Below are 24,015 nucleotides of genomic sequence, written 5' to 3' on the forward strand. Positions count from 1 at the left end.
ATTAATCAACGGCTCCGGCTGCGCATCAATCACCGGCTGAACCACACGATAAATATCCCGCTTTATCGCTGAATTATCAACAGGATTAGTAGAATAGTCGGCAATTTCCATATTCCATACACTGATGAGTTTAAAATCTTTATTAAAGTTGTAAGTTAAATCTCTCCCACCGTCAAAATATACATAGGTTTCATCAGGGTAATAAGAAAAAGCATAATCTCTCCCAGCAGAATTATAATTGTGAATGATATTACTTCCATCAATATCGTACTGAATCCCCTTAAGCTCAGGAATTGACGCCCATCTAAGGTCACGGACTACTTCCACAAGAACCGGTTCTATTTCAGCTTTATGAGGTGTGCGCTGCGCGTAGTACACCGAGTTTGATTTCAAATTAACAAACACACACACCAGTCCCAGTGCGAAAACCGTAAATCCGATAAACACCGTAAGGACTATTTTTTTTAACATAAGCACACTCCCTATCTCCAAAGCTGCCTAAATAATCTTTTGGCTGGTTTTAGTATTTTATTTTTAACGAAACGCCTAGTAGGTTTTACCATTTTATGTCTTATGACCCGCACAGTTGGTCGAACAACTTTTTTAAATATATTTTTAACAACCGATTTTACCACCTTGTTATAGACAGGTTTAATTATTTTTTTATAGATCGGTTTCACTATCCTCCGGTAGATAGGTTTTATAACCTTACGATACAAAGGCTTAATAATTCGCCTATATAATGGCTTAATAATCCGTCTTTTTATTTTCTTAACTACTGGTTTAATAATCTTGTGTTTTATATAACGCATTGGCCGTTTAATCACCCGCCTATATAGTGGACCTACAATCTTTTTTACCCATCTCACCCCTGGCTTAGCCACTTTACGCACAACTGGTTTAAGAATGCTCTTTTTTACCGAAAAGCGAGTAGATTTAATAACCTTGGTATTCGCAGGGGATAATAAACGACTTTCATTTGGATGAAATAAAAAGGGAAGCAAGCCAAGCACAGTACGCTTAAAACGATTTTGCTCTACAAACCCAATGCTGCTTTTAAATTCTTCCCACTGTTTTAATTTTTTCTTTTTAAACTCGGAAAACAGATGTTTATATTCCAAAAACAGTTTAATTCCCACTAAAGCGAGTGCCCCTAGCGTCATAGTAGCAAACCAAATATTTAACCGTTGTTGGGTTTTCGGGGACACGAAGGGGTACGCCTGTTGTGCGAGCACTTCACGATATAGACGCTGTCTCTCAGAACTCAAATTGTGCCGATGATAATACTCGATTAGTAGCTTATCTAAAGGAAGATTTTTAAAACTAGGATGATAATGAAAAATAATGGCATCAATATCAGTATTGAAGTCTTTACTTTCAATATTTGTCAGTAGATCCCCAGTCAAGGAGTTAAGCTGGAAGAAATTATCGCTGGGGCTACCCCCCAGGAAAATACTCGGAGATAACCCGGCAAGCGACTTTAACGTTTCTTTGTTAGGGCTACTCCTCTCCGCTGAAGCAAGAGTAGTCGCAAAATGCGGAAAATCAATGGTGTACTTACTATAGCCATGGATAGCCTTTAAGGCATCATAAATTTTTCCATAGTTTCTTACCTTGGGTTCTTCACCAAAATCATTCACTCGTGATTGCAGCGGGTCTTCTTTGTACACCGGGTACGCAATAGCGTTAGCAATAAAATGGTTGATTCTATGAGTATCACTACCATATTTGCGGCGCGCCTGCCGTCCCATCTCCTCAACATAGTCGAGGAATAACCGTTTCTCCGCTGCCGTCATCCCGGTATTAACCAAAAAAGGATCAGTCGCGCCCTGCGCAGCACTCTTCTTAGCGACCCTGCCGTGAGTGCGCATCGGCTCTCTGTTAGCTGGCAAAGCCTTAGAATGCGCTTTAGATGCAGGAAAACGCCTAACCTCCCGTTTAACCTGAGGGGAGCGGGCACCATTCTTATGACCCGCAACCGCAGCTGTGGATTGCTTAGAATAAGTTGGGTGACTTCCAGGATTACCTACCTGATGGGAAGAACTGGCTTTAATCGGAGAATAAATAAACCTTACCCGCGGACGATAAATATCGCTAACATCTTTTTCCGCAGCTGCCAGCTGATAATTGTCAATACTTGGCGCAGAAAAACTGTAGCTTTCCCCGGTAAAACCCTTGAAATGTTCCTCGGGTTTCAGCTGCCGCCCCGAAGTATCCAGATAGCTAACCGAAATATGCTGCCCCACTCGCAGCGCGAGCTTAGCTTGCAAACTGGAACCGAAAATATCGTACCTAACCGCCTTGGGATAATGATACGAGTTATTAACCCGTTGCGGAGCAGGAGAATAAAAAACATACTTAAAGTTTGAGAGGAAGCCTGCCCCCAAATATCCACCACGAGGAAGAGCTGCCGAACCATTAAGATTAACTGCTCCCCTGGTAGTGTCATAAATAATCCCATCTTTCTTCACCAGATGAGAATCGGGCGGAATAACTTCAACCAAATTAGCTAAATCCGTTTCCACCCCCTGAGCAGAATCAATATCAGTCGAAATAAAACTGACCACAACCGGCTGCTCCAAGAAAGTACCATGCTTCACAATCTGGTAACGCAAACCCAAATTACTGGCATTATCATACAAAACCGCAATAGAGTTTCCCCCGAGCACCTGGAAAAAACTGCTCTCCTGTAAACCCTAAACCTTTCACTTTACTATTCGCGTACCCCGAATGAGCTGCCCAATCCTCTTTATCGGAACCGGTCACCGTCCAAATCAAATCGAGATCAATACCCGAGCGGGTTCTACCCACATAAGTTATCCTGCCGGAATCACCATCATTAATCCGAAATGCCTTAACCCGAGCCTTCGGGACATCACGAGGGAAAACAGAAAAATCAAAATCCCCAAGAATTTGCCCTTTAATTAACTTGACCCCAGTGCGAGAAGACCAATGCAGGCCCTCCGGCGACAGAAAATTATCATCAGTAAGATTATCTGCCACCAGAGAAATCGTTATGTCCTTAAAGTAGCTGATTCCCTTGGCAGAGCGATTAAAATCCCCAAGAACATTTACTTCCTCAATAATCGGATCCCGGTTATCACTAGCGGAATCACTATCCTGCACTGGAACCGAAGAAGGCGCGGAATCCCCAATGGTAACCGTAGGTTCGACGCCCCCAGATACCGTGGATTTATTTGCAGCATCATTGTCGGCAGCGGTATTTCCAAAGCTTGTTCCCTGCCCGGGCTTATCCGGTTCGGCAGCAAAAACAACCGGAACGCTCACCCAATAAAAGAGGAAAATAAACACCAGCAGCAAAGCAGGCAGGTTTCTTTTCATATCTTTCCCAAACTCTAAACCCCAGAAGGGAACTAACCACGGAATAAGTGAACACCCAAAACCCTAACTAAAAACATGATAAAAAATCAATATAACAGTTGAGTCCTCAGCGAGAGCACAACCAATAGGGGTAGTATCGGTATTACCGGGGTCACAACGGGGTGTCCTCGGCTAGTAATTCACCAGTCTTAGCGTGCGGCGCTCACCGGGCTAATCGGCAAGGAACGCCTACCAGCGGGACTGACTTGCATCTCAGAATTCCATTGCACTCCGCTACCACACGAGGACGCGCATCCACAGCCCGCCCCACTCGCTTCCTCGGGCATATCCTGGAAATCATCAGAAACTTCCTCGCCGCGCAGGGCGGTGGCGATCATCAACTTGATCCGGTTCAGCTGATTAACTTCCGAAGCTCCCGGGTCATAATCGACAGCCACCACATTGGCCTGCGGATAACGGTTACGCAGCGCGCGGAACATTCCCTTGCCAATCACATGGTTCGGCAGGCAGCCGAAAGGCTGGGCGCAAATAATATTGGGGCAGCCATGCTCAATCATGTCCACCATTTCTGCGGTCAAATACCAGCCTTCACCAGCCTGGTTACCCATTCCCGCAATATCGACAGAGCGCGCCGCCATATCTTTGATTCGCCGGTGCATCTCGAACTTGCCGTTAGTTTTAGCGAAAGCCCGGCGAATCGCGTCCTCATAGCGCTCTAAGGCCCACAGCCCCGCATCCATAGTTAACTTCTTTTTGCGAGAATTGCCCATTTCGTCCCGCTCAAAGTTTCCGCTGGCCAGGGAGTAATGGAAGAACTGGATCAGGGTGGGGAGTTCCGCTTCACAGCCTTCTTCCTCAATCACCCGGACCGCGTGATTATTAGCATCCGGGTGGAACTTCACCAGGATTTCTCCCACCAAACCAACCCGGGGGCGACGCGGCTCATCGTTCAACGCGAAAGCATCGAACTCTTTGACACATTCCTTAATCAGGCGGGAATAGCTGAGGCGACCGCCCCAGGTGGCCGAGTATTTTCCAGCCGCAAACCATTCCTGAATAATCTGATCCCAACGCCGATAAAGCTCCATCGCGGAACCTTTCACCAGCTCGTAGGGGCGAATGCGCAGCAGCATAGTCTGCAACATGTCACCTAAACAGATAGCTTGCAAAATCCGGTGGATTTCCGACCAAGACAGCTGGAAACCCGGGTTTTCTTCAATGCCTTGTACCGAGGCGGCAATCACCGGTACCTGCGGATAGCCGGCATCGCGCAACCCTTTACGTAAGAGGGACGCGTAGTTAGTTGCCCGGCACATTCCACCGGTCTGCGAAATCGCAACGGCAGTTTTATCTGGGTTGGCACGCCCGGAAGTGAACTCCTCGATTAGCTGACCGATCACCACAATCGCGGGGTAGCAAGAATCGTTGTTCACAAATTTGAGGCCAGTTTCCATCGATTCGCGGGAAGTATGTTCCAGCAAACGCACATTCAAACCGGCACGGCGTACCACCGGTTGTGCTACTCGGAACTGGATAGGCGCCATTTGAGGAACCAGAATCTCCCAACCATCTTTGCGCATCTGCTCGGTGAATTTAGAATTCACCTGCACATGGCCGGCTTTCGCTAGGCGGGCTTCTTCCTCCGCAGCCTCGGCTGCCGGATCTATGCGAGTAGGAACTGCCCATTCTTCTGCCTGGCTAGGCGCGGCATCGGGATCGCCGATCCGATCCGCACTGGGATAGGTAAGTACCGTGGAGCTTTCCCGCTCCCGAGTAGCCGCATCTAGAGAACGCAGCCGAATCCGGGCGGCTCCCAGGTTGGAAACCTCATCAATCTTGAGGACGGTGTGGACGTCTCCGCGCCCCTCCAAGATCTCTTGTACCTGGTCAGCGGTAATCGCGTCCACTCCGCAACCAAAAGAGTTTAGCTGCACCAATTCAAGATCAGGTTCATCGCCCACCCGGGCGGCGGCCTCGTAGAGGCGCGAGTGGTAAGCCCACTGGTCACGCACTCGCAAGGGGCGCTCCAAGCGGCCATCTACCACCGAGTCTTCGGTGAATACTGCCATTCCCAAGCCGATAATCAACTCGGGAATCCCGTGGTTAACCTCCGGATCCAGGTGATAGGGACGTCCAGCCAATACAATCCCGCGCACCCCGTTTTCACGAATCCACTCTAAAGATTCCCGGCCTTTCTCCCGAATCTCTGCCTTGACAGCGGCATCTTCTTCCCAGGCCGCATCCAGGGCAGCTTTCGCTTCCGCTTCCGTCACGTTCCAATCAGCGAATACTTCCGCGATCCGCTTAGGCAGGAACTCCCGATTCCCCAGGTTCAAGAACGGGCTGATTAAGCGAACATCGCTATCTTGCACCGACTCCATATTGTTACGGATAACCTCAGGATAGGTTCCTACCACCGGGCAGTTGTAACAGTTATCGGTACCTCCCACCAGTTGTTGTTCATAAATCACCGAGGGATAAAAAATAGTTTTTATCCCTTTCTTAAGCAGCGACTCGATATGTCCGTGCACCAGTTTCGCGGGGTAACAGATGTTTTCAGAAGGAATCGACTCCATCCCGGTTTCAAACAGGTCGTGGTTGGAGCGCCCCGACACCATCACCCTAAATCCCAGCTTGGTGAGCATAGTGAACCAGAGCGGATAGTTTTCGTACATATTCAGTACCCGGGGAATCCCGATATCCCCACGGAATGCTTTCTTTTCGGTCAGGCGGCGGTACCCGAAAATCCGCTTATATTTCCAATCAAACAGGTTCGGCAGTGCCGACTTCTTGGGTACTTTTTCTAGCGAGGCGCCGCGTTCGCATCGGTTCCCCGACACGTGCCGCTCACCGTTCGAGAAAGTAGAAATGGTCATTTGACAGTGGTTTTGGCACAGCCTACAGGTCTTGCGAGTGGTCTGAACCTGGAATTTCTCCAAGTCTTGCAGGGTTGCCAAGGTGGATTCACCCTGACCGTCATCGCCTTGTTTCGCGATCAATGCCGCCCCATAGGCGCCCATCAAACCGGCAATATTGGGGCGCACCACTTCCCGCTTAGTTAGTAGTTCGAATGCCCGCAGCACCGCATCGTTAAGGAAGGTTCCCCCCTGGACAACTACCTTTTCCCCCAGCTCCTCGGGGGTTTTGAGTTTAATGACTTTATAGAGGGCGTTACGCACCACCGAATAAGACAGCCCCGCCGCAATATCTTTCGGGCTGGCGCCCTCTTTTTGTGCCTGTTTTACCGAGGAGTTCATAAACACGGTGCAGCGTGTGCCCAAATCCACCGGAGCTTTGGCAGCTACCGCATCCGCGGCAAAGCTTTGCACGCTGGTTCCCATAGTGGCCGCAAAGGTCTGTAAGAAAGATCCACAACCAGACGAACAAGCCTCGTTCACCGAGATAGAATCCACGGCTCCGGCGCGAATCTTCAGATACTTCATGTCTTGCCCGCCGATATCAATCACCGAAGACACCCCCGGCAGCAGGTCTTCCGCGGCGCGGAAATGCGCCATCGTTTCTACTTCACCTTGCTCGAGGTTGAGAGCGGTTTTCACCAGCCCCTCCCCATAACCGGTGGAGCAGGCGCGCCCAATATAGGCGCCCTCGGGCAGTTCGGTGCGAATACGCCGCACAATCTCCACCGCCGCGGAAACCGGGTCGCCCTCGTTAGAGGCATAGTGGGTGAATACGATCCGTTTATCCTGGTCAATCACGACTGCTTTAATAGTGGTGGATCCGGAATCTACCCCCAGGAAGCAACGCCCTCGCGCCTCGGATAACGGCACTTGCGGGATTACTTCTTTGTCGTGGCGGGCGCGGAACTTAGCCAATTCTTCTTCATTAGCAAATAGGGGGCGCATCCGCTGGGAATCAGTATCGATTTTCCCGGTGGTCAGGTTGGTTATTAACTGCTGCAGGGGGCGAGGCTCCCCTTTATCGGCGCTCAGCGCTGCCCCCAGCGCCACGTAAAGCTCGGCGTGCTCCGGGGTGAAGAAACTATCGGCTTTGGGGAGCAGCTCCTCATAAGCTTTGCGCAGATTGGGGAGGAAGTGCAGCGGCCCGCCCAGGAACATTACGTTTCCGCGAATCGGGCGTCCGCAGGCTAGCCCCGCAATAGTTTGGGTGGCGACTGCGGTAAAAATCGAGGCCGCGAGATCTTCGTGAGCCGCGCCCTCGTTAAGCAGGGGCTGCAGGTCGGTTTTCGCGAACACTCCGCAACGCGAGGCAATCGGATAAAGCTGATTGGCGCGCGCGGCAAGTTTGTCTAGCCCCGAGGCATCGGTGTGTAGCAAGGTAGCCATCTGGTCGATAAAAGCGCCAGTACCTCCGGCGCAGGTGCCGTTCATGCGCTGTTCCGGAGTGGGATGCAGATAGGTGATTTTGGCGTCTTCCCCGCCCAGTTCGATAATCACATCGGTTTGCGGGTGAGTATCGCCCACCGCTTTAGTACCGGCAATAACTTCTTGCACGAAAGGTACTTTCATCGCTCCGGCAACCGAAAGCCCCCCGGAACCGGTAACCGCGGCCTTTACGGTAATTCCCGGATACGCGGAGTTAATATCGCGCAACAAGCCCGCCAGTTCCCCGCGCACATCCGCGTGGTGGCGGCGATAGTCGGAAAAGACTACTTGCCTGCCCTCAAGTAGCACCGCTTTCACCGTGGTGGAACCGATGTCGATACCCAGTTTGAGCGTATGCGTACCCTCGCTTGCGGCAGAGCCGTCTCCACCCGCGATTTCTAAAGGGGCAGTTGTCTTACTCATAGCATCTCCCGGAGTCGTTATCACCACCTCAAGGTAAGCTGAAAACGCTAAATTCACAGGGTGTTGAAATTAGGATAAAACTATGAATGCAAAAACCAGAGAAAACCGCACCAAACAGCAGAAACGCTCTAGTAGACAAAAAAGAGCCAGCGGAGAAAGTATCGGTGACGATGAATTAAGCACCGGTGATTACGAAAAGGAAACGTTAGCTAATTCGCGCACTCGAGATTTAAAGCCGGGAACTAAGAAAGCCAAACCCCCATCCTCTGTCCAAAAAACAGCCAAACGTTCCCCTGGTCACGGGAGGGGGCCGCGAGGAGCACGCGGGAAAATGCGTGAACAGATCAAGCGAGTCGCCGAATCCCAGTTCATTGCCCGTGGCTATGACGGCACCACGATGCGTTCGATTGCTAAAGGAGCGGGTTGCGACCCCGCCATGGTCAGCTATTATTTTCGCTCCAAACAGCGACTATTTCGCGACTGTTTCGATCTCCCCCTAGATCCCTTAGAACAAATCCTGCAGTTATGGGAACCCGGACTTGAGGGGATAGCCGACCGTCTGCTTGATTTCGCCTTCACGCTCTACGAAGAACGCCTCACCAAAGATCGAATGAAAGCCCTGATGCGCGCCCTAATTACTGATTCCGAAACTACCCAACGTTTTCGCGCCTATATGAGCGACAATCTGTTAAAAGGGAGCGCGGAAGTGTTGAATGCTTTGCAAATAGCTTCCGGACAAGAGGCGAACGAGACATTGGAAACCAATTTCCACGCGCTCATCGAAATTCTAATGTCCATGATTTACGGGGTGGCCACTATGCGCTATATCGTCCAGTTAGAACCGGTAGCCTCCATGGAGCGTAGCGAATTACAAAACCGGCTGGCTCCGATCTTGCAAACCCAAATCGAGAACCTGGCGCACGAAGTCTTCCCTTCGCTAGTACCTGCCCCAGGTCAAAGCGAAAACGCAACCTCAACAGATGAGGAATAGCCCTCAGGCTTTCGACGGTTAAACTTTGCCTCCCCCGCAGTTAAAGAATCGTATTAGCCAGCAGCCAGCTAACTGACATGGCAGAATGCATTTTGCAGATTAACCTGGCTATCCTAAAGAGGTGATGCAAATACTCGCCTCTTCTCCCCTATTGACCCTGTTTTTAGTGATCGCCCTCGGCACCCTATTCGGTTCAATCCCGTTCGGACCGTTAAAGTTTGGAGCGGCCGGCGCCTTATTCGTAGGTCTCGCCGCAGGCGCCCTCGACCCGGCACTCGGGGAGAATCTTTCTCTGGTATCTGCCATTGGTCTGGCACTATTTGTCTACACTATCGGCTTAGCAGCAGGAGCTTCTTTCTTCCGCGACCTACGCAAACAAGCGCCCCTTTTGATTGGGGCAGTTGCGCTACTTGCCATATATGCCTTGATTGTGACCTTCGGCGGCAAAGCCTTGGGGCTTAGTTCCCCGCTACTGGGAGGATTGTTCGCCGGTTCGCTCACCACCACCCCCGCTCTAGCGGCCGCTACCGACGCTGCCGGAGGAAGCGCCCAGCCGGCAGTAGGATACGCGATCGCCTACCCGGTGGGGGTAATCGTGACCATGGTGGTAGTGACGGCACTCATGCGGATAAAACTTCCGGCGCAAAACGATCCCGATCCCGCTTCCGCTGCAGGGCTAGCTACCCAAACTATTCGGGTAGAAAACCCGATGCGCATCCAGGAAATACCGGGGATTGCCGAGGTCGTGGGATCTTCGGAAGGCGGGCTGCGGATTTCCTATCTGCTACGGGAAGGAATAATGCAAGTTGCCCACCCCGATGGGGAACTAAAAGCCGGCGATTTAGCGTTCCTGGTCGGCATTCCAGATGCGGTTAAAACTGCAGGGCAGGCGCTAGGAAAACCGATAGAAGAAGATATCTCTAATGACCGCACGGCGGTAAACTTTAGCCGCTTCACGGTATCAAATACCCGCCTAGTAGGCACCCCGGTCGCGAATCTGTTTTTGCCGGCTCGTTTCCAATCATTACTTACCCGGGTACGCCGCGACGATACCGATATGCTCGCTACCGCCGGAACCCGCCTGCAGCTGGGAGATCGGGTACTAGTGGTTTATCCGGTTGAACGCGAAGCGGATATCGCTAAAACTTTCGGGGATTCAGAACATAAAATCTCGGCCATCGATTACCTGCCATTCGGGCTCGGGATTGCCGCCGGAGTGGCACTAGGGTTAATCTCGATTCCCCTGGGCTCTCTTGGCTCACTCGCATTAGGAGCCGCGGCAGGTCCGCTGGTAGTGGGATTAATACTAGGGCGTATTGACCGGTTGGGGCCGTTGGTGTTCTCCCTCGCGCCCTCGGCAAATAATATGTTGCGGCAAATGGGGCTGGTGTTATTCCTGGCCGCTGTAGGTTTATCTTCTGGGCAAGCCTTTGCGGCCAAAGCTTTTTCCCTTACCGGAATAAAAATCGGGTTACTGGCCGCTGCCGGGATGGCACCAGTGCTGGTGGCATTCTGGTTACTCGGAAAATTCTTGGGGCTTTCTACTGCCCGGATGGCGGGAGCGATTGCCGGTTTCGTGGGGCAGCCGGCAATCCTCAGTCACGTACAGACCACCATCCCCGATGAGCGCTGCGAATCCGGGTATTCCGCGACCTTCGCCCTCGGAATTATTGCAAAAATCGTGCTAGTCCAAATCGTGATGGTGCTTTAGCTTAATGACCAGCATCAGCATAATTCATTTGTAACAGGTAAACTTCTTGCCGCAGTGCATCAGCCAAATCATCACTGAGAGTACCGTCTTCCCGTAGATCCTGAATACACCCCAGTTGCAGCCGCAAGGACTCTTCTTCTAAGTCATCGACTTGTGCCTGCAAATCATTACGATAAGAGCGCGAATCATTCTTCAAAACTTTAACTATCTCTTGGTGATCTTCCAGCAGATAGCTAGCAACTTGACGCTCCAAATCGTCGGTGGTGCTTTGACGGGCACGCAAATACTTGATGGCTTCCTCTTCCATTCGTAAACGCATCGCCCGCATCCCATTAGGATTCTCGATTACCGGGACAGAACCAGACCTTAACCGCATCTTCTTGAACCAGTCCCCTAAACGGTTACGCAGAAACTGACCAACACCACGCAAGCTTTTCCCAGGATGATGCGCGGTAGACTGCGAACCGTACAACAGTAAGGAGCGACGTAAAACTTTGCGCATAGCCGCTACTACCGTTTTATCTGCCTGCCCAGAATCCGCTATTTCATCGAGTAGACGCATCTGGTGACGAATAGTATCAATCCGAATCTCACGGAAAAGATTATGGGAATGAGAAGAATCCAAATCCTCATTTATTTGGCGGGTCAAACGCGTACAAACCACAGTGACCGCCAAAGGGGAACCAGGCGCGAATTCTTCCCGCAAAACCTTGATCACCTGTTTCTTTACCAGGGCACGTGCCTGATGAAGCACGGTATCATCAGGCATTTCCGGAGCGGGTGTAAGCAAGGGGGTCAAGAAATTAGCCATCAGCAAAGTCAATAGAATAACGCCGGAGGCGATAAAGATTAATTCGCCGCGGGCAGGAAAGTCTTTTCCTCCCGCCGTCACCAGGGGCAACGTGAAAGCAATCGATAAGGTAACTGCCCCTTTAGGTCCAGCTAAAGTTGTGACCAGGGCGTTTTGAATAAGTTTGAGAGTGCGAACCTTGCCGCCCGCAAAAACCTCTGTAAACTCTATTGAGGATTTGTCCCGTCGTTGCAAACGCAGGTAGTAGCGCCAATCGAAAAGCAAAACCCATACAAAACGTAAAACTACGCTTAGGGCAGTTATCGCAAAAACTAGCCCAATCAGGGATAACGGATTAGAGTTTTCACGCCAAGTATTGTTAAACACCCCCGGGATTTGCGTACCCAACATGATGAACACAATCCCGTTGAGAATAAACGCGACAACTTCCCAAACTGAACCGGACACCAAACGTACTCGAGCAGCAAAAGCACTCTTCCTCTGCGGAAGTAGAGTAACCAAAAGACCACCGGCAACTACCGCTAAAATCCCCGAAACGTGCAGCTCTTCGGCAATAATAAAGAAAACTAAAGGTGAGAGCAGTTCAAAAGTCACGTGGAAAACCGTGGACTCTAACCCAATGCCCCGCACCGCCTTTAGTATCAGCAAAGATATAATCCCCAGCAACACCCCGAGAGATAATCCCCCCAAAAACGAAAGCGCAAAAGCTCCAGCCGCATTGGTTAAAGAAAAAGCACCAGTGACGGCTGCCGCCACCGCGAACTGAAAAGAAACAATCCCGGAAGCATCATTAATCAGGGCTTCACCAGCTAGTAAAGTGCTTTGCCTCGAATTAAGTTTTACCGTTCCCGACAAGGCTCCCACTGCAACCGCATCGGTCGGACCCAACGCCGCCCCCAACGCAAAAGCCGCCGTAAGTGGGATTGACGGCTCTAAATAGTTCAAGACGAAACCCACAGCTAGACAGCTGCAAATGACTAAGCCAATCGCCAGATTGAGCACTGCCGAAAAATGCCGATAAAGCAATCGTTTAGAAACATTTCGGGATTCATCATAGAGTAAAGGAGCAATAAAGAGCACCAAAAATAGCTCGGGATCTAAACTAAATTCAAGAGGTCCGCTGATAAAAACTGCCATTAGCAAACCAATCCCGATTTGCACCAACGGCAGGGAGACTCGCGAAACCATCTGGTCAAGGACTGACGAAAGCAGCACAAAGCACAATACGATCACTACAAAGTGCAAAGTTTCCATTCTTTAGCGTCCCTAGTCTCTTATTTTCAGTTTTGATAAGTTCAGCCCCAGCACCAGCTAGATAACTCCTCTATGGATTCAAGAGGGCGCCAGTCGGGCTTTTCGTTGCCATCAGTTCCTGCACTCGCTACCACCAGGTAAACGAAGTAGCTGTCTAGCGAGCTATTGTGCGGTTACATCCTCAGGGTTAATTCTACCAGCTGGAGGAACACCCAGAATTTCGCTACAGGAACGCAAATCTTCATCCATTCGCGCGAGCAGTTTTTCGACGCTCTCTACTTTCAGCATGGGACGCAGATGAGCAATAAAATCTATTGCAACTGGTTCATCATAAAGATCAAGGTCAGCTCGCCCTAACACATGGGCTTCCACCGTAACCTTGTCCCCAGAAAACTGCGGATTAGTTCCTACCGAAATTGCGGCCGGCAGATGCTCCACCGCGTTAGTTCCCGGTACTGAACGGATCAATAAACCTGCATAGACCCCATCGGCTGGAATCGCTAACCCCTGGGTGTTCCCCAGGTTGGCGGTAGGAAATCCCAGCTGGCGTCCGCGGCGGAAACCTCGTTCCACGATTCCGCGCAGCCGGTAACTGCGCCCTAAAATCCGCCCCGCCCCTTCCACATCACCTTTAGCTAGACAAGCGCGCACCCGGGTTGAGGAATAGCGGCGCATGTCCTGGTCGGTAATATCGGCAACTTCGATAACTTGAAAATCTTGAGTCAGGCCCGCCTCACGCAAAGTCTCGATATTGCCCTGGTTCCCGCGGCCAAATTGCATATCTTCGCCGACCACGAGCTCTTTAACCTGCAGCCCCTGCACAAAATAGTGGTCAATGAACCACTGGGGACTTTGATTAGCTAAATCCCAGGTGTAGGGCACCACCCAGGTGGCGTCCAGTCCCAGCGCCGCCATCGCGTCGAGGCGATCAGGAAGTGGCTGAATCAAAAGCGTGGGGTTGTCCGGATGATGCAGGTGGGAGGGATGGGGATCAAAAGTAATGGCCACCGCTTTTAAACCCGCGCGCCGTGCCCGCTCTACTACGGTTTTTAAAATCCGGGTGTGTCCCTTATGCACCCCATCGAAAATCCCGATTGCTGCCACGGTACGCTGGCCTGTTTCCAGCATCGGGGAGTCGATCCAAATTTCCACGATCTACTTTTCGCTTTGCCGCACGCTCAGTTCCGGGCGTCCATTCGCCGGCACGCCCAGTTCCCCGGTGCGTTTTTCTTCCGCAGTCTTGCGACCTTTGCCTTTACCGCCACAGCCGCAACCACATCCGCAAGTACCTTTATTTTCTTCGCTCATGTTCCTCCTTTAGCTACTTTGTAAACTTAGTACAGAACGCCACTTGCCCTCCACTGGCGACGCCAATAGCGATATCTTTTGCCCCGGCTTTGGCAGGAACAAATATTCCGATTTGGCTTACTAACTTGCAGGACAGGTGCCGTATTCTTACTATCTGCCTTTCAACGATACCTATCCCCGAAGAGCCTAACAGGGACAAGAGAGTGCAACAAAGCATCTAGTACCCTGCTTTCCAGCGAACATCTGGATACAAGAACCTAGGACTATTACTCGGTGAATACCTCAGCAATTAACGGATTCTTCTCACAGTATTCGTCTAGTAACTTGCGGGCTACTAGCACCGAATCTACTAACGGGTGAGACGCGAACGCTCTCCATGCTTTAGTTTTATCCCCTTGTAAGGCGGCGTCGATAATTAGTTCTTCGCAGGCCTTAACCGAGGTTATTAGCCCTAGCTCTGCCCCGGTGACCGGCGCTACTTTCTGGGGGTGAATACCCTTTGCATCCACCAGGCAAGGCACTTCAACTACCGCCTCAGAATTTAATTCTGGAATCAGTAGATCTGTGTCTTCACAGTCAGCATTACCTATGTTAAGGATCATTCGGGATTGAGTCCCCACAGTGAGCGATTCCATGATTCCCAGAGCAACCTCTTGATACCCTCCCCCAGCTATATCCTCAGAGCGTCGCCCTGCGCGCTGGCTCGGATCACGAGATTCTGCCATATAGGTCGCTTCCCGTTCATCATGGTATTGGTTCCATATGTTCCAGGCATTTTCAGGGTTATCTAAAACGTCTTGATAGAATCCACGCTGTTGCTTATCCAAGAATTCTCCGCGAGTCTGAGGTTCTTTTTTGATACGCGCCAAGGATTCACGGTTCAAGTAGTAGTAAAAAAGATACTCATTGGGAAGCATCCCTAGGGCGCGTATCCAGTCTCCTCCTATGGTACGAGCCTCCTCCATATGGTCTAATAGGTCATCATCTGCAATTAATCCAGGAAGAAGATCTTCGCCGTTTTTCACCAGTGTACGCAGCCAACCGAGATGGTTTAAGCCTACATAGTCAAAGTCCACATCGTCTTGATTCACCCCTAGTGCCGCGCATGCTCTGCGCATTAGACCAATTGGAGTATCACAAATACCAACCACCCTGCGTCCGAGAACTTGTCGCATCGCCTGGGTAATAATCCCGGCTGGATTAGTAAAATTGATTGTCCAGCTGTTAGGAGCGACCTCTTTAATAATCTGAGCCAGCTGGACGGCAGCGGGAATGGTACGAAGCGCATAGGCATATCCACCCGCGCCGACAGTTTCTTGTCCGAGTACCCCATGACCTAGCCCGACCCGCTCGTCTGTGATACGTCCACAGGTACCCCCGATACGCATGGCAGAAAACACAAAATTGGCATCAGTTAGCGCTTCGGATAGGTTATAGCAAGCTGATACTCTCGGACTTGTTGGCCGGTTTAGAAAACCAGATCCGGTTAACACCGCCATAATCGCGTCCGTGCGAGAAGACTCTACGTCGTACAGCACAACTTCATTGACACGTAGTTTTGCTTTGGGATCTGCTAGAACCTCTATAACCTGGGGTACTCGAAAACCTCCACCCCCAATTATTACTAATTTCATGCAAAAATCACCTCTATTTTTTCGGACTGTTTGGGAAGACTAGCTCGGGGAGCCGTGGTGACTAATCCGGTCAAATTCTTCAGATACGTAACATCCAACAGGCCGGAACCTGGAAATTTATCAGCAGCTGCTAAAAGATACGTATTTACCGAGTGCTCCAAAATACCGCGCTTAACCGGAACTTCAATACCTGTAGAGTCCAATACCATTCCGTCTGGTCGCACTCCCGAAGTCCCCAGGAAGGCGTAATCAGCGGTAATCTGTGCCAGCGCATTTTCAGTAATGTTTCCAACCAGCGAGCAATAGGATCGACGTAGCACTCCCCCCAGTACAATTAGCTCAGTTTGAGAGGAGCCCCGCAGTTCATCTACTACCGCCAAGGAGGCGGTAATCACTACCAAATCTCGCCCTCGCAGCTCTCTAGCAAGCGCAGCACCAGTCGTACCAATATCTATAATTACCGTGGCGCGTTCAGGAATTATTTGTGAGGCAAGCCTTGCTATTCGTTGCTTTTCTTCCTGCGCATATGCTGCTACTTCGGCGAAAGGATTGGCATCTGACTCGATTACTCCCCCACGAACCCGCGTTAGCATCCCTTCCCGGTCTAGCAAAGACAAATCACGACGGATAGTAGAAGTTGAAACTTGAAGCGTTTGAGCTAGCTGATCAACTGTCATATCCCCGCTTTTCTTCACGATGCTAGCAATTTGCATCCGACGTTGATGTGGCAGCATGTCTTAATCTTATCCCACTTTCTTTCAGATTTACGCAAATTCACGCAACTTTTGTCATTTATTGTGCAATAATAGTCACATGCGTGATCTTTCGGAGTTCTTCCAGCAATACGATAGCGCTGCGGACGATACCTTAGTGATGCTATCGGGCCCGCTTTTTATGGATATAACTTTTTCGGGACTTAATTCTTTACCAACTTTAGGACAGGAGATTTGGTCAAAGTCCTTACAGTACAGCCCGGGAGGAATAGCCAATCAGGCCATCGCCTGCGCCCGTTTGGGAATGCGCACCGAAATATGCAGCTTTATCGGCGATGATTTCGTTGGTAAACTCTGCGAACACGAATTGACAAAGGCTAAGGTAGGGCTGACGTATTCCCAACATACGGCACAACAAAACCTAACCGTGGCTTTGCCTTACCAGGAAGAGCGTGCCCTAATAAGTTATGGCTCACCTTCCGTCCCTCCGCTCCCCTCTCTTACCACTCCACCAGATTTCGTGGCAATCGGTTTGAGCGATGTTAACACTAATCTTCCCTTGATACAGTCGTGGCGTAACAACGGAACCAAAGTAATTGCCGACATTGGTTGGCAAGATACCCAGAACCCGGAACTATGCACCCGAGTGGGAGACGTTGATATCTTCGTCCCTAATGCCGAAGAAGCTTGTCTTCTTAGCGGCTGCCCTAACCCGGCTCTGGCAGCCAAAAAGCTGGCTAGCGCGGGAACGGACGTACTGGTTACCTTGGGGAATGAAGGAGCTTATGCCCACCTGAGCAATGGCAATACTTTTAGTGTGCCTGCCCCCCAGGTCACCGTGAAAGACACCACCGGAGCTGGCGATACTTTTACTGCTGGACTTATCTGTGCTCTAAGCGCAAATCTGGATCTACTTCCGGCGACGATCCTCGCTACTCATGCTGCTAGTTTGCAAGCAAGTAGGGCAGGATCTTCCGTTGCCACACCCACTTTCCAAGAACTAAAAATCTTCTACCAAAAAATGACCCAATAATAAAATAGAAATTGAAAGGAAATGCAATGAAGCATTGGCAACGAACTGTAGCAATAACTGCCATGGCAGCACTCAGTATTGGAGCCCTTAGCGGCTGCGCTCCCCAAAAGAGTAGCGAATCTAGTGATCAGAAGACTACCGAAATAGTCACTGATATATCCAAGCTACCTGAGCAAACTTTGACAGTCTGGGATCAAGAAAGCCGCGGCGGACAAAATGAACAAATAGAAAAACTCAATAAAGAATTCCAAGAAAAGTATCCAAATATCAAAATTAAGCGAGTATCGAAATCATACGATGATCTGACTACTACACTTGCTCTTGCGCTATCGGGTGAAGACGGCCCGGACGTTGCGCAAACAGATAATGCCCGTTCAATGATGGGTAAGTTCGTTAGCGCAAAACAATTAGTCTCCCTAGAACCCTGGGCAAAAGCCTACGGATGGGATAAGAATTATTCCAAAGATATCTTGAACTACGCTCGATACTCTGCCGATGGCAAAGACTTCGGCACGGGAAATCTATACGGCCTGCCCCAGGTAGGAGAATCTGTCGGCATCTATTACGCACCCTCTGAACTTAAAAAATACGGTTTAGACACGCCCAAAACCTGGGAGGAATTCACCGAAGATTTACAGACCATTAAAGACAAGGGTGGTACTCCCCTCATGTTGGGCAACGTGGAACAATGGCCTGGAATTCATGTCTGGGGAGTTGTTCAAGGAGCCAGCGAAAACGCCGACACCATCCGCACCCTAGGATTTGGAAACCAAGGAACAAGCTGGAAGAGTGAAGGAAACAAAAAGGCTGCTGAAACTTTGGAGACCTGGGCAAAGAAAGGCTATTTCAACGAAGGATTCAACGGCTTAGATTATGACTCAGTTTGGCAGTCTTTCAGCAAAAAAGAGGGAGTATTCCTGATCGCAGGTTCCTGGCTAGCTCCTGACCTACAGGCTGCTATGAAAGACGATGTCAAGTTCATGCTTCCACCCATGAGCAAAAACATGGACAAGGTACAGACTACAGGCGGAACTGGTCTACCTTTCTCTATCTCTAGCAAGGCAAAAGATAAGAACGTGGCTGCTGCCTATATCGATTTCATTACCAACAAAGATGCTATGACGGTATTGGCGGAAACCGGTAACGTTCCCATCAATAACACTGCCAGTTATGTTGGCAACAAAACCGATGTTACCGCGGATGTTCTTACTGCTTTTGAGGAGCTAACCACCAAGGGAAATGTTCTTCCCTATATGAACTATGCCTCCCCCACTATGGATAAAGATCTAGGAGCAGCTTTACAAAGCCTGCTAGCTGGCGAAAGCAACCCGGATAAATTCATTGAAACTATGGAGGGGCACTACACCAAAGCCATACAACGCTAAATTCGTTTATTAGGCTCGGGAGCCGCGACTACCGGCTCCCGAGCTTGATATTCCTCTAGGAGATGATTTCCAGTGAAGCAATATCACCGGGAGAAAAGACGAGCGAGACGCAGAACAGGTCTGAGTGCCTGGGCACTTTTAGCTGCTCCGGTTATTCTCTATAGCCTTTTCATGCTCTACCCCATATTCCGGGTATTCGGGTTTTCTCTTTATGAATGGGATGGTCTTTCCGATCCACATTGGGCAGGTTTCGACAATTATCGCACCTTGTTTTCTAACCCCGTACTGCTATCTTCCTTTGCGCACGCGGTGGTATTAATTATCTTCTACGCCATAATCCCCTTGGCTCTTGGAATGGTACTAGCGGCTCTATTAATCCGAGCAAAAGCTCCAGGTACCGGTTTTTTTCGAACCGTTGTGTTCTTGCCACAAGTGATAGCTATGGTGGTTCTAGCCATAGCTTGGCGCCAACTCTATGCGCCAAACGGACTTATCAACTCCGCCTTACGCCTAATAGGCTTAGGGAGCATTACTCGCGGTTGGCTCGGTGATTTTAATACTGCTCTGATTGCTGTAGGTTTTATTGGCACCTGGGTATCCACTGGACTAGTTACAGTACTGCTAATGTCAGGGATGACGCGGATCCCAGAAGACTATTACGAGGCCGCCCGTATTGATGGCGCTGGCCCTATTCGCCAGTTCTTTTATATAACGCTTCCGGGAATACGCGCAGAAATCGTTGTGTCTCTAACGTTGACAATTATCGCAGCTTTAAAAACCTTCGACCTCGTGTACATCACAACTTCAGGCGGTCCAGGTTCTTCTACCTCTGTCCCCTCTTATGAGGTTTACAACCACGCCTTCCGGTTAGGAGAAGTAGGAGTAGCTTCTTCTCTAGCTGTTGTATTGACCCTTATTATTTTCTTGATCAACCTAGGTGTAAACCTTATTGGAGAGCGAGAATAACTATGCGTTCGACGAAACAAAGAGTAATCGCCTTAGCGTTGCTGTTGCTAGCAACCGTGTTGACCCTAACCCCCATCCTCTATGTCGTATACCTCGCTTTATCAGCCGAAAAAGTAGGAGATACTACCTGGTTCCATCCTGAGAACTTTGTAAGCGCCTGGCACCGCGGTCATTTCTCCGAATACATGTGGAATTCATTCCGTATTGCTGTCATAGTTGTTTTTATCGCATTAGTTCTGTCAATAATGAGTGGTTATGCCCTAGCCATTTTGAAACCTCGTGGGGAAAAAATCATCTTCTTTGTATTCCTACTAGGATTGATGATTCCTACAGAAGCCATTGTTTTGCCGTTATATTATGATTTTCGTTCGCTAGGATTGACCGATACCATTTGGGCGATCGCTTTGCCACAAATCGCGCAGTCGCTTGCTTTTGGAACTTTTTGGATGCGGGCATTCTTTCGAAACTTCAATCCGGGAATAATAGAGGCAGCACGCATCGACGGTGCTGGGAATCTACGTATCTTGCGTTCCATTCTGGTTCCTTTAGCAGTACCACCTTTAATTACGTTGGTCCTTCTTACCTTCATGTGGACTTGGAACGACTTCTTGATCCCCTTAATAATGTCACCGTCAGGACAAGTGATGACGGCTCCCCTGGGACTAGCGTTCTTCCAAGGACAGTACACACAAGGATCTACCCTTCTAGCAGCAGGTGCAGTCTGGGTAGCACTACCCATGGTAATTTTGTATTTCTGTCTCCAGCGGTTCTTCATATCCGGGATGACTGAAGGAGCAGTTAAGGGTTAATTTCTTACTCTTCTGCACATCGACAGCTATATAAAAGCTGCATGATCTAGTTAGGTTCCTCAGATCTCGAGATCTATCTAATCAACCGATGGATGCAGGTTGAGTACAGTGCGCCAAAAAGATCCGGCTTGTTGCGCCAAAAAGATTGGACTACCCGAAGAATCCGTTAAAGCATATATGTTTCCTGGTGAAGAGGTTTTCTCAAGATTAATACCAAGATCGTGCGCAAGCTGAGAGTCAATTCTCGGGCGCTGACCATAGCCTAAAGCGGTGATAACTTCGGGGGTTACCTGGCAACTGGGGAACAGATGCTGGCAGATGTCATCCAGGCTCACAATCGGCAGTTCCCCGCCTGCCGCTACCAGCTGCGATAACTCAGCCAGGCTATAGGCATTAAAAGGCACATCGGGACGGGCGACGCCGCTAACGCTAAAGGAGCCAACCTTAAGGCGCCGCAGCGCCACCAGATGCGCCCCTACTCCCAATTGGTTTCCCAGATCTCTTCCGAGGGCGCGAACGTAGGTACCCGCCGAGCAAGTAACTTGCAGGTCTTGGTAAACCACCGGTGTACCTGCCAGTTCACCCGCTTTAGGATCGCCAAGGCTAACCAGTTCATAGATAGTAATCGGGCGCGATTGCATCCGGACTTCTTCCCCGGCGCGTACCCGATCCGCCGCCCGTTTCCCCTGGATCTTCAGAGCAGAAAAAGCGCTCGGCACCTGCATTACCTGTCCGCGCCAAGAGGAAAGCGCAGTGTCTAAACTATCCAGATCCGCTAGAGTAGCTCCCCGGGTCGCGGTAATGGTACCTTCGACGTCCTCGCTATCGGTTTCTACCCCGAAGCAGACCCGGGTGACATAAGTTTTCCTTTGCCCCTGCAGATATTGCAAAAGTTTGGTTCCCCGCCCAATACCGGCAACTAATACTCCCGAGGCCGCCGGATCCAGGGTTCCGGCGTGTCCCACCTTGCGGGTTCCCGCCAAGCGGCGCAGGCGCGCCACTACATCATGACTGGTAACCCCCAAGGGTTTATCGACCGCAATTACGCCGGCAGGGGCAGTATTATCGGCACGCGGAACTTGCAGATCTGCGCCGGCGGGAGCAAAATCTGGAGCCTCATTAAGCGCGTCTAGCACTTGGGTTACTTAACTTTCTAAGTCGGGATCTTCTGGGAAATCTTTAGTCCCGTTATCCGGATATTCCGCAGACTCGGCGGTTGCCTCTCCCGCAGCTGCGTCCTCATCCGCGAGCGTGAACTCCGTGAAAGTAGGCACGGGCGATTCCGGTTCGTAAACCTTCTTCTGCCGCGGCTTGCGATAAGGGTCAGCTTCCCCGGCATAGGATGCCGCCTGTGAAGTTCCCCGCAGCTGCTGGTCAGATTGCAAGGCACTAGCCAGTTTCTCCTCGAAACTGGCGGCTTGTTCGGGCAGAGCATCTAGCGCGAACTCAATAGTGGGGGTAAGACGAATTCCCAGTGCCTTACCTACCTCCGAGCGGATCAAGCCCTTCGCACTATTTAACGCGCGCGCAGTTTTCTTACGGTCGTCCTCGTCTCCGAAAACCGTATAAAAAACGGTGGCATGTTGCAGATCCCCGGTGACTTTACAATCCGTGATGGTAGTGAAACCGATACGTGGATCTTTGATGCGCCGCTCTAAAAGCCGCGCCACCGTATTTTGGATCCGCTCTTCTACTTTGCGTCTCCGAGCCTGATCAGCCATGAAAACTCCTTTACCTAATGCGGTTTTCCGGACGCCCAATCAGGGGCGTCCGGAAAACCAACCAGTAATGCTAATCGCGCGGTTTCTCCACCATTTCCCAGGTTTCGATTTGATCTCCGACCTTGATTTCTTTAAATCCGAGCGAAATACCGCATTCGAAGCCCTCGCGAACTTCAGTGACATCGTCTTTCTCGCGCCGCAAAGAAGAAATCTGCAGTTCCGGTTCAACTACCACGCCGTCACGCACCAAACGAGCTTTCGCGCCGCGCTTGATCAGACCCTCACGCACCACCGAACCAGCGATATTACCGAACTTGGAAGAACGGAACACTTGCAAGATTTCTGCCATACCCATCTGCTTTTCTTCATAAATGGGTTTGAGCATACCTTTCATCGCGCTCTCGACATCTTCAATCGCCTGATAGATGACGTTGTAGAATCGCATATCTACGCCTTCAGAATCGGCGTATTCGGCCACGCGCTGCGCCGGACGAACGTTGAAGCCGATAACCACCGCGTTGTCCACACTGGCCAGGTTGATATCGTTTTGGGTGATCGCGCCGACGCCACGGTGAATAATCCGCAACTGTACTTCCTCGCCCACATCGATCTTGAGCAGTGAGTCTTCCAAAGCTTCGACCGCGCCAGAGACGTCGCCCTTCAAAATCAGGTTCAAAGTATCTACCTTGCCCTGTTCCAAAGCAGCGTTGAAATCTTCCAGCGAAATCCGCTTGCGGCGTTTGCCCAGTTGGGCAGCACGTTGCTGCGCCTGACGTTTATCGGCAATCTGGCGGGCAGTACGTTCATCTTCGGCTACCAACAGGGAGTCACCTGCTCCCGGGACGCTGGTAAGTCCCAGTACCGCCGTGGGGAAGGAGGGGCCGGCTTCCTCAACTTGGTTACCGTATTCGTCGAGCATGGCGCGCACACGGCCATGAGACGAACCCACCACGATCGAGTCGCCCACGCGTAAAGTACCGCGCTGTACCAAAATGGTGGCCACGGCGCCGCGTCCTTTATCTAGGCGAGTTTCGATCGCTACCCCGCGTGCCGCCGCATCCGGATTAGCTTTCAGTTCCAAAGCAGCATCTGCAGTCAGCAACACCGCTTCGAGCAATTCATGGATGCCTTTACGCTGTTTAGCTGAGACATCAACGAACATTACGTCGCCGCCGTATTCCTCAGACACTAAGCCGTATTCGGTCAGTTGACCCCGGACTTTATCCGGGTTGGCTTCCGGCTTATCAACCTTGTTGACTGCGACCACAATCGGCACCTTAGCCGCCTGGGCGTGGTTGATCGCCTCCACTGTCTGGGGCATTACCCCGTCATCAGCGGCGACTACCAAAATCGCGATATCGGTAACCTCCGCCCCGCGTGCACGCATAGCGGTGAACGCTTCGTGACCGGGGGTGTCGATAAAGGTAATCGCGCGGCGAGTATCGTCCATATCAATGTTTACCTGGTAAGCACCAATATGCTGGGTGATTCCGCCGTGCTCTCCACCCACCACGTCAGTATCGCGAATCGCATCCAAAAGCTTGGTTTTACCGTGGTCAACGTGACCCATA

The 24,015-nt window shown here is 50.6% G+C and carries 18 protein-coding genes; 6 read left to right on the top strand and 12 right to left on the bottom strand.

What is annotated here, in order from left to right; all coding sequences use genetic code 11:
- The 4 genes from RDM26_RS06175 to RDM26_RS06190 all read right to left on the bottom strand — a co-directional run.
- Positions 1-471 (bottom strand): hypothetical protein (locus tag RDM26_RS06175; RefSeq protein ID WP_307738125.1); only part of this gene is annotated, 471 nt, incomplete at its 3' end.
- An 11-nt stretch (positions 472-482) separates the two neighbouring features.
- On the bottom strand, positions 483-2,669 hold the full coding sequence (locus RDM26_RS06180; RefSeq protein ID WP_307738126.1) for a MucBP domain-containing protein: 2,187 nt from the start codon (positions 2,667-2,669) through the stop codon (positions 483-485).
- Positions 2,635-3,342, bottom strand: coding sequence for a hypothetical protein (locus RDM26_RS06185; RefSeq protein WP_307738127.1), 708 nt, complete (start codon positions 3,340-3,342; stop codon positions 2,635-2,637). The genes RDM26_RS06180 and RDM26_RS06185 overlap by 35 nt, the downstream gene beginning before the upstream one ends.
- Positions 3,343-3,530: 188 nt before the next feature.
- Positions 3,531-8,108, bottom strand: coding sequence for an acyl-CoA dehydratase activase-related protein (locus RDM26_RS06190; protein WP_307738128.1), 4,578 nt, complete (start codon positions 8,106-8,108; stop codon positions 3,531-3,533).
- Between the two features lie 82 nt (positions 8,109-8,190).
- Between RDM26_RS06190 and RDM26_RS06195 the strand changes: the two genes are divergently transcribed.
- Both RDM26_RS06195 and RDM26_RS06200 read left to right on the top strand, forming a co-directional pair.
- Positions 8,191-9,099, top strand: a complete 909-nt coding sequence (locus tag RDM26_RS06195; RefSeq protein ID WP_307738129.1) for a TetR family transcriptional regulator — start codon at positions 8,191-8,193, stop codon at positions 9,097-9,099.
- A gap of 124 nt (positions 9,100-9,223) precedes the next feature.
- A complete protein-coding gene (locus RDM26_RS06200) occupies positions 9,224-10,810 on the top strand; it encodes a TrkA C-terminal domain-containing protein (protein WP_307738140.1) in 1,587 nt (528 codons plus the stop codon).
- A gap of 1 nt (position 10,811) precedes the next feature.
- On the opposite strand, the gene RDM26_RS06205 is transcribed toward RDM26_RS06200, so the two are convergent.
- The 5 genes from RDM26_RS06205 to RDM26_RS06225 all read right to left on the bottom strand — a co-directional run bounded on the left by RDM26_RS06205 (position 10,812) and on the right by RDM26_RS06225 (position 16,551).
- Positions 10,812-12,875 (bottom strand): cation:proton antiporter, encoded by a 2,064-nt coding sequence (locus tag RDM26_RS06205; protein ID WP_307738130.1) that lies wholly within the window; start codon positions 12,873-12,875, stop codon positions 10,812-10,814.
- A gap of 162 nt (positions 12,876-13,037) precedes the next feature.
- Positions 13,038-14,027 (bottom strand): bifunctional riboflavin kinase/FAD synthetase, encoded by a 990-nt coding sequence (locus tag RDM26_RS06210; protein ID WP_374041821.1) that lies wholly within the window; start codon positions 14,025-14,027, stop codon positions 13,038-13,040.
- Between the two features lie 3 nt (positions 14,028-14,030).
- On the bottom strand, positions 14,031-14,183 hold the full coding sequence (locus tag RDM26_RS06215) for a hypothetical protein (protein WP_022864983.1): 153 nt from the start codon (positions 14,181-14,183) through the stop codon (positions 14,031-14,033).
- 266 nt (positions 14,184-14,449) lie between these two features.
- Positions 14,450-15,817 (bottom strand): 6-phospho-beta-glucosidase, encoded by a 1,368-nt coding sequence (locus RDM26_RS06220; RefSeq protein WP_307738131.1) that lies wholly within the window; start codon positions 15,815-15,817, stop codon positions 14,450-14,452.
- Positions 15,814-16,551, bottom strand: a complete 738-nt coding sequence (locus tag RDM26_RS06225) for a DeoR family transcriptional regulator (protein ID WP_307738132.1) — start codon at positions 16,549-16,551, stop codon at positions 15,814-15,816. Before RDM26_RS06225 ends, RDM26_RS06220 begins: the two co-directional genes overlap by 4 nt.
- Before the next feature lie 79 nt (positions 16,552-16,630).
- Here RDM26_RS06225 and RDM26_RS06230 point away from each other — a divergent pair, with 79 nt between their 5' ends.
- The 4 genes from RDM26_RS06230 to RDM26_RS06245 all read left to right on the top strand — a co-directional run bounded on the left by RDM26_RS06230 (position 16,631) and on the right by RDM26_RS06245 (position 20,723).
- The gene (locus tag RDM26_RS06230; protein WP_307738133.1) at positions 16,631-17,563 is read left to right on the top strand and encodes a PfkB family carbohydrate kinase; all 933 of its coding nucleotides are present in this window, start codon (positions 16,631-16,633) and stop codon (positions 17,561-17,563) included.
- A 26-nt stretch (positions 17,564-17,589) separates the two neighbouring features.
- Positions 17,590-18,948 carry an extracellular solute-binding protein gene (locus RDM26_RS06235; protein ID WP_307738134.1) on the top strand — a complete coding sequence of 453 codons (1,359 nt, stop codon included), beginning with the start codon at positions 17,590-17,592 and terminating at the stop codon, positions 18,946-18,948.
- Positions 18,949-19,020: 72 nt separating this feature from the next.
- Positions 19,021-19,914 (top strand): ABC transporter permease subunit, encoded by an 894-nt coding sequence (locus tag RDM26_RS06240; protein ID WP_307738135.1) that lies wholly within the window; start codon positions 19,021-19,023, stop codon positions 19,912-19,914.
- A gap of 2 nt (positions 19,915-19,916) precedes the next feature.
- Complete coding sequence (locus RDM26_RS06245) at positions 19,917-20,723, top strand: ABC transporter permease subunit (protein WP_307738136.1); 807 nt, start codon at positions 19,917-19,919, stop codon at positions 20,721-20,723.
- Between the two features lie 77 nt (positions 20,724-20,800).
- On the opposite strand, the gene truB is transcribed toward RDM26_RS06245, so the two are convergent.
- The 3 genes from truB to infB form a co-directional block, all read right to left on the bottom strand.
- Complete coding sequence (gene truB, locus RDM26_RS06250; RefSeq protein WP_307738137.1) at positions 20,801-21,859, bottom strand: tRNA pseudouridine(55) synthase TruB; 1,059 nt, start codon at positions 21,857-21,859, stop codon at positions 20,801-20,803.
- 9 nt (positions 21,860-21,868) lie between these two features.
- Positions 21,869-22,444 carry a 30S ribosome-binding factor RbfA gene (rbfA, locus tag RDM26_RS06255; RefSeq protein ID WP_307738138.1) on the bottom strand — a complete coding sequence of 192 codons (576 nt, stop codon included), beginning with the start codon at positions 22,442-22,444 and terminating at the stop codon, positions 21,869-21,871.
- A gap of 70 nt (positions 22,445-22,514) precedes the next feature.
- On the bottom strand, positions 22,515-24,015 hold a 1,501-nt coding region (infB, locus tag RDM26_RS06260), incomplete at its 5' end, for a translation initiation factor IF-2 (RefSeq protein ID WP_307738139.1).

It is taken from the genome of uncultured Varibaculum sp. (assembly GCF_902489465.1).
GTDB lineage: Bacteria > Actinomycetota > Actinomycetes > Actinomycetales > Actinomycetaceae > Varibaculum.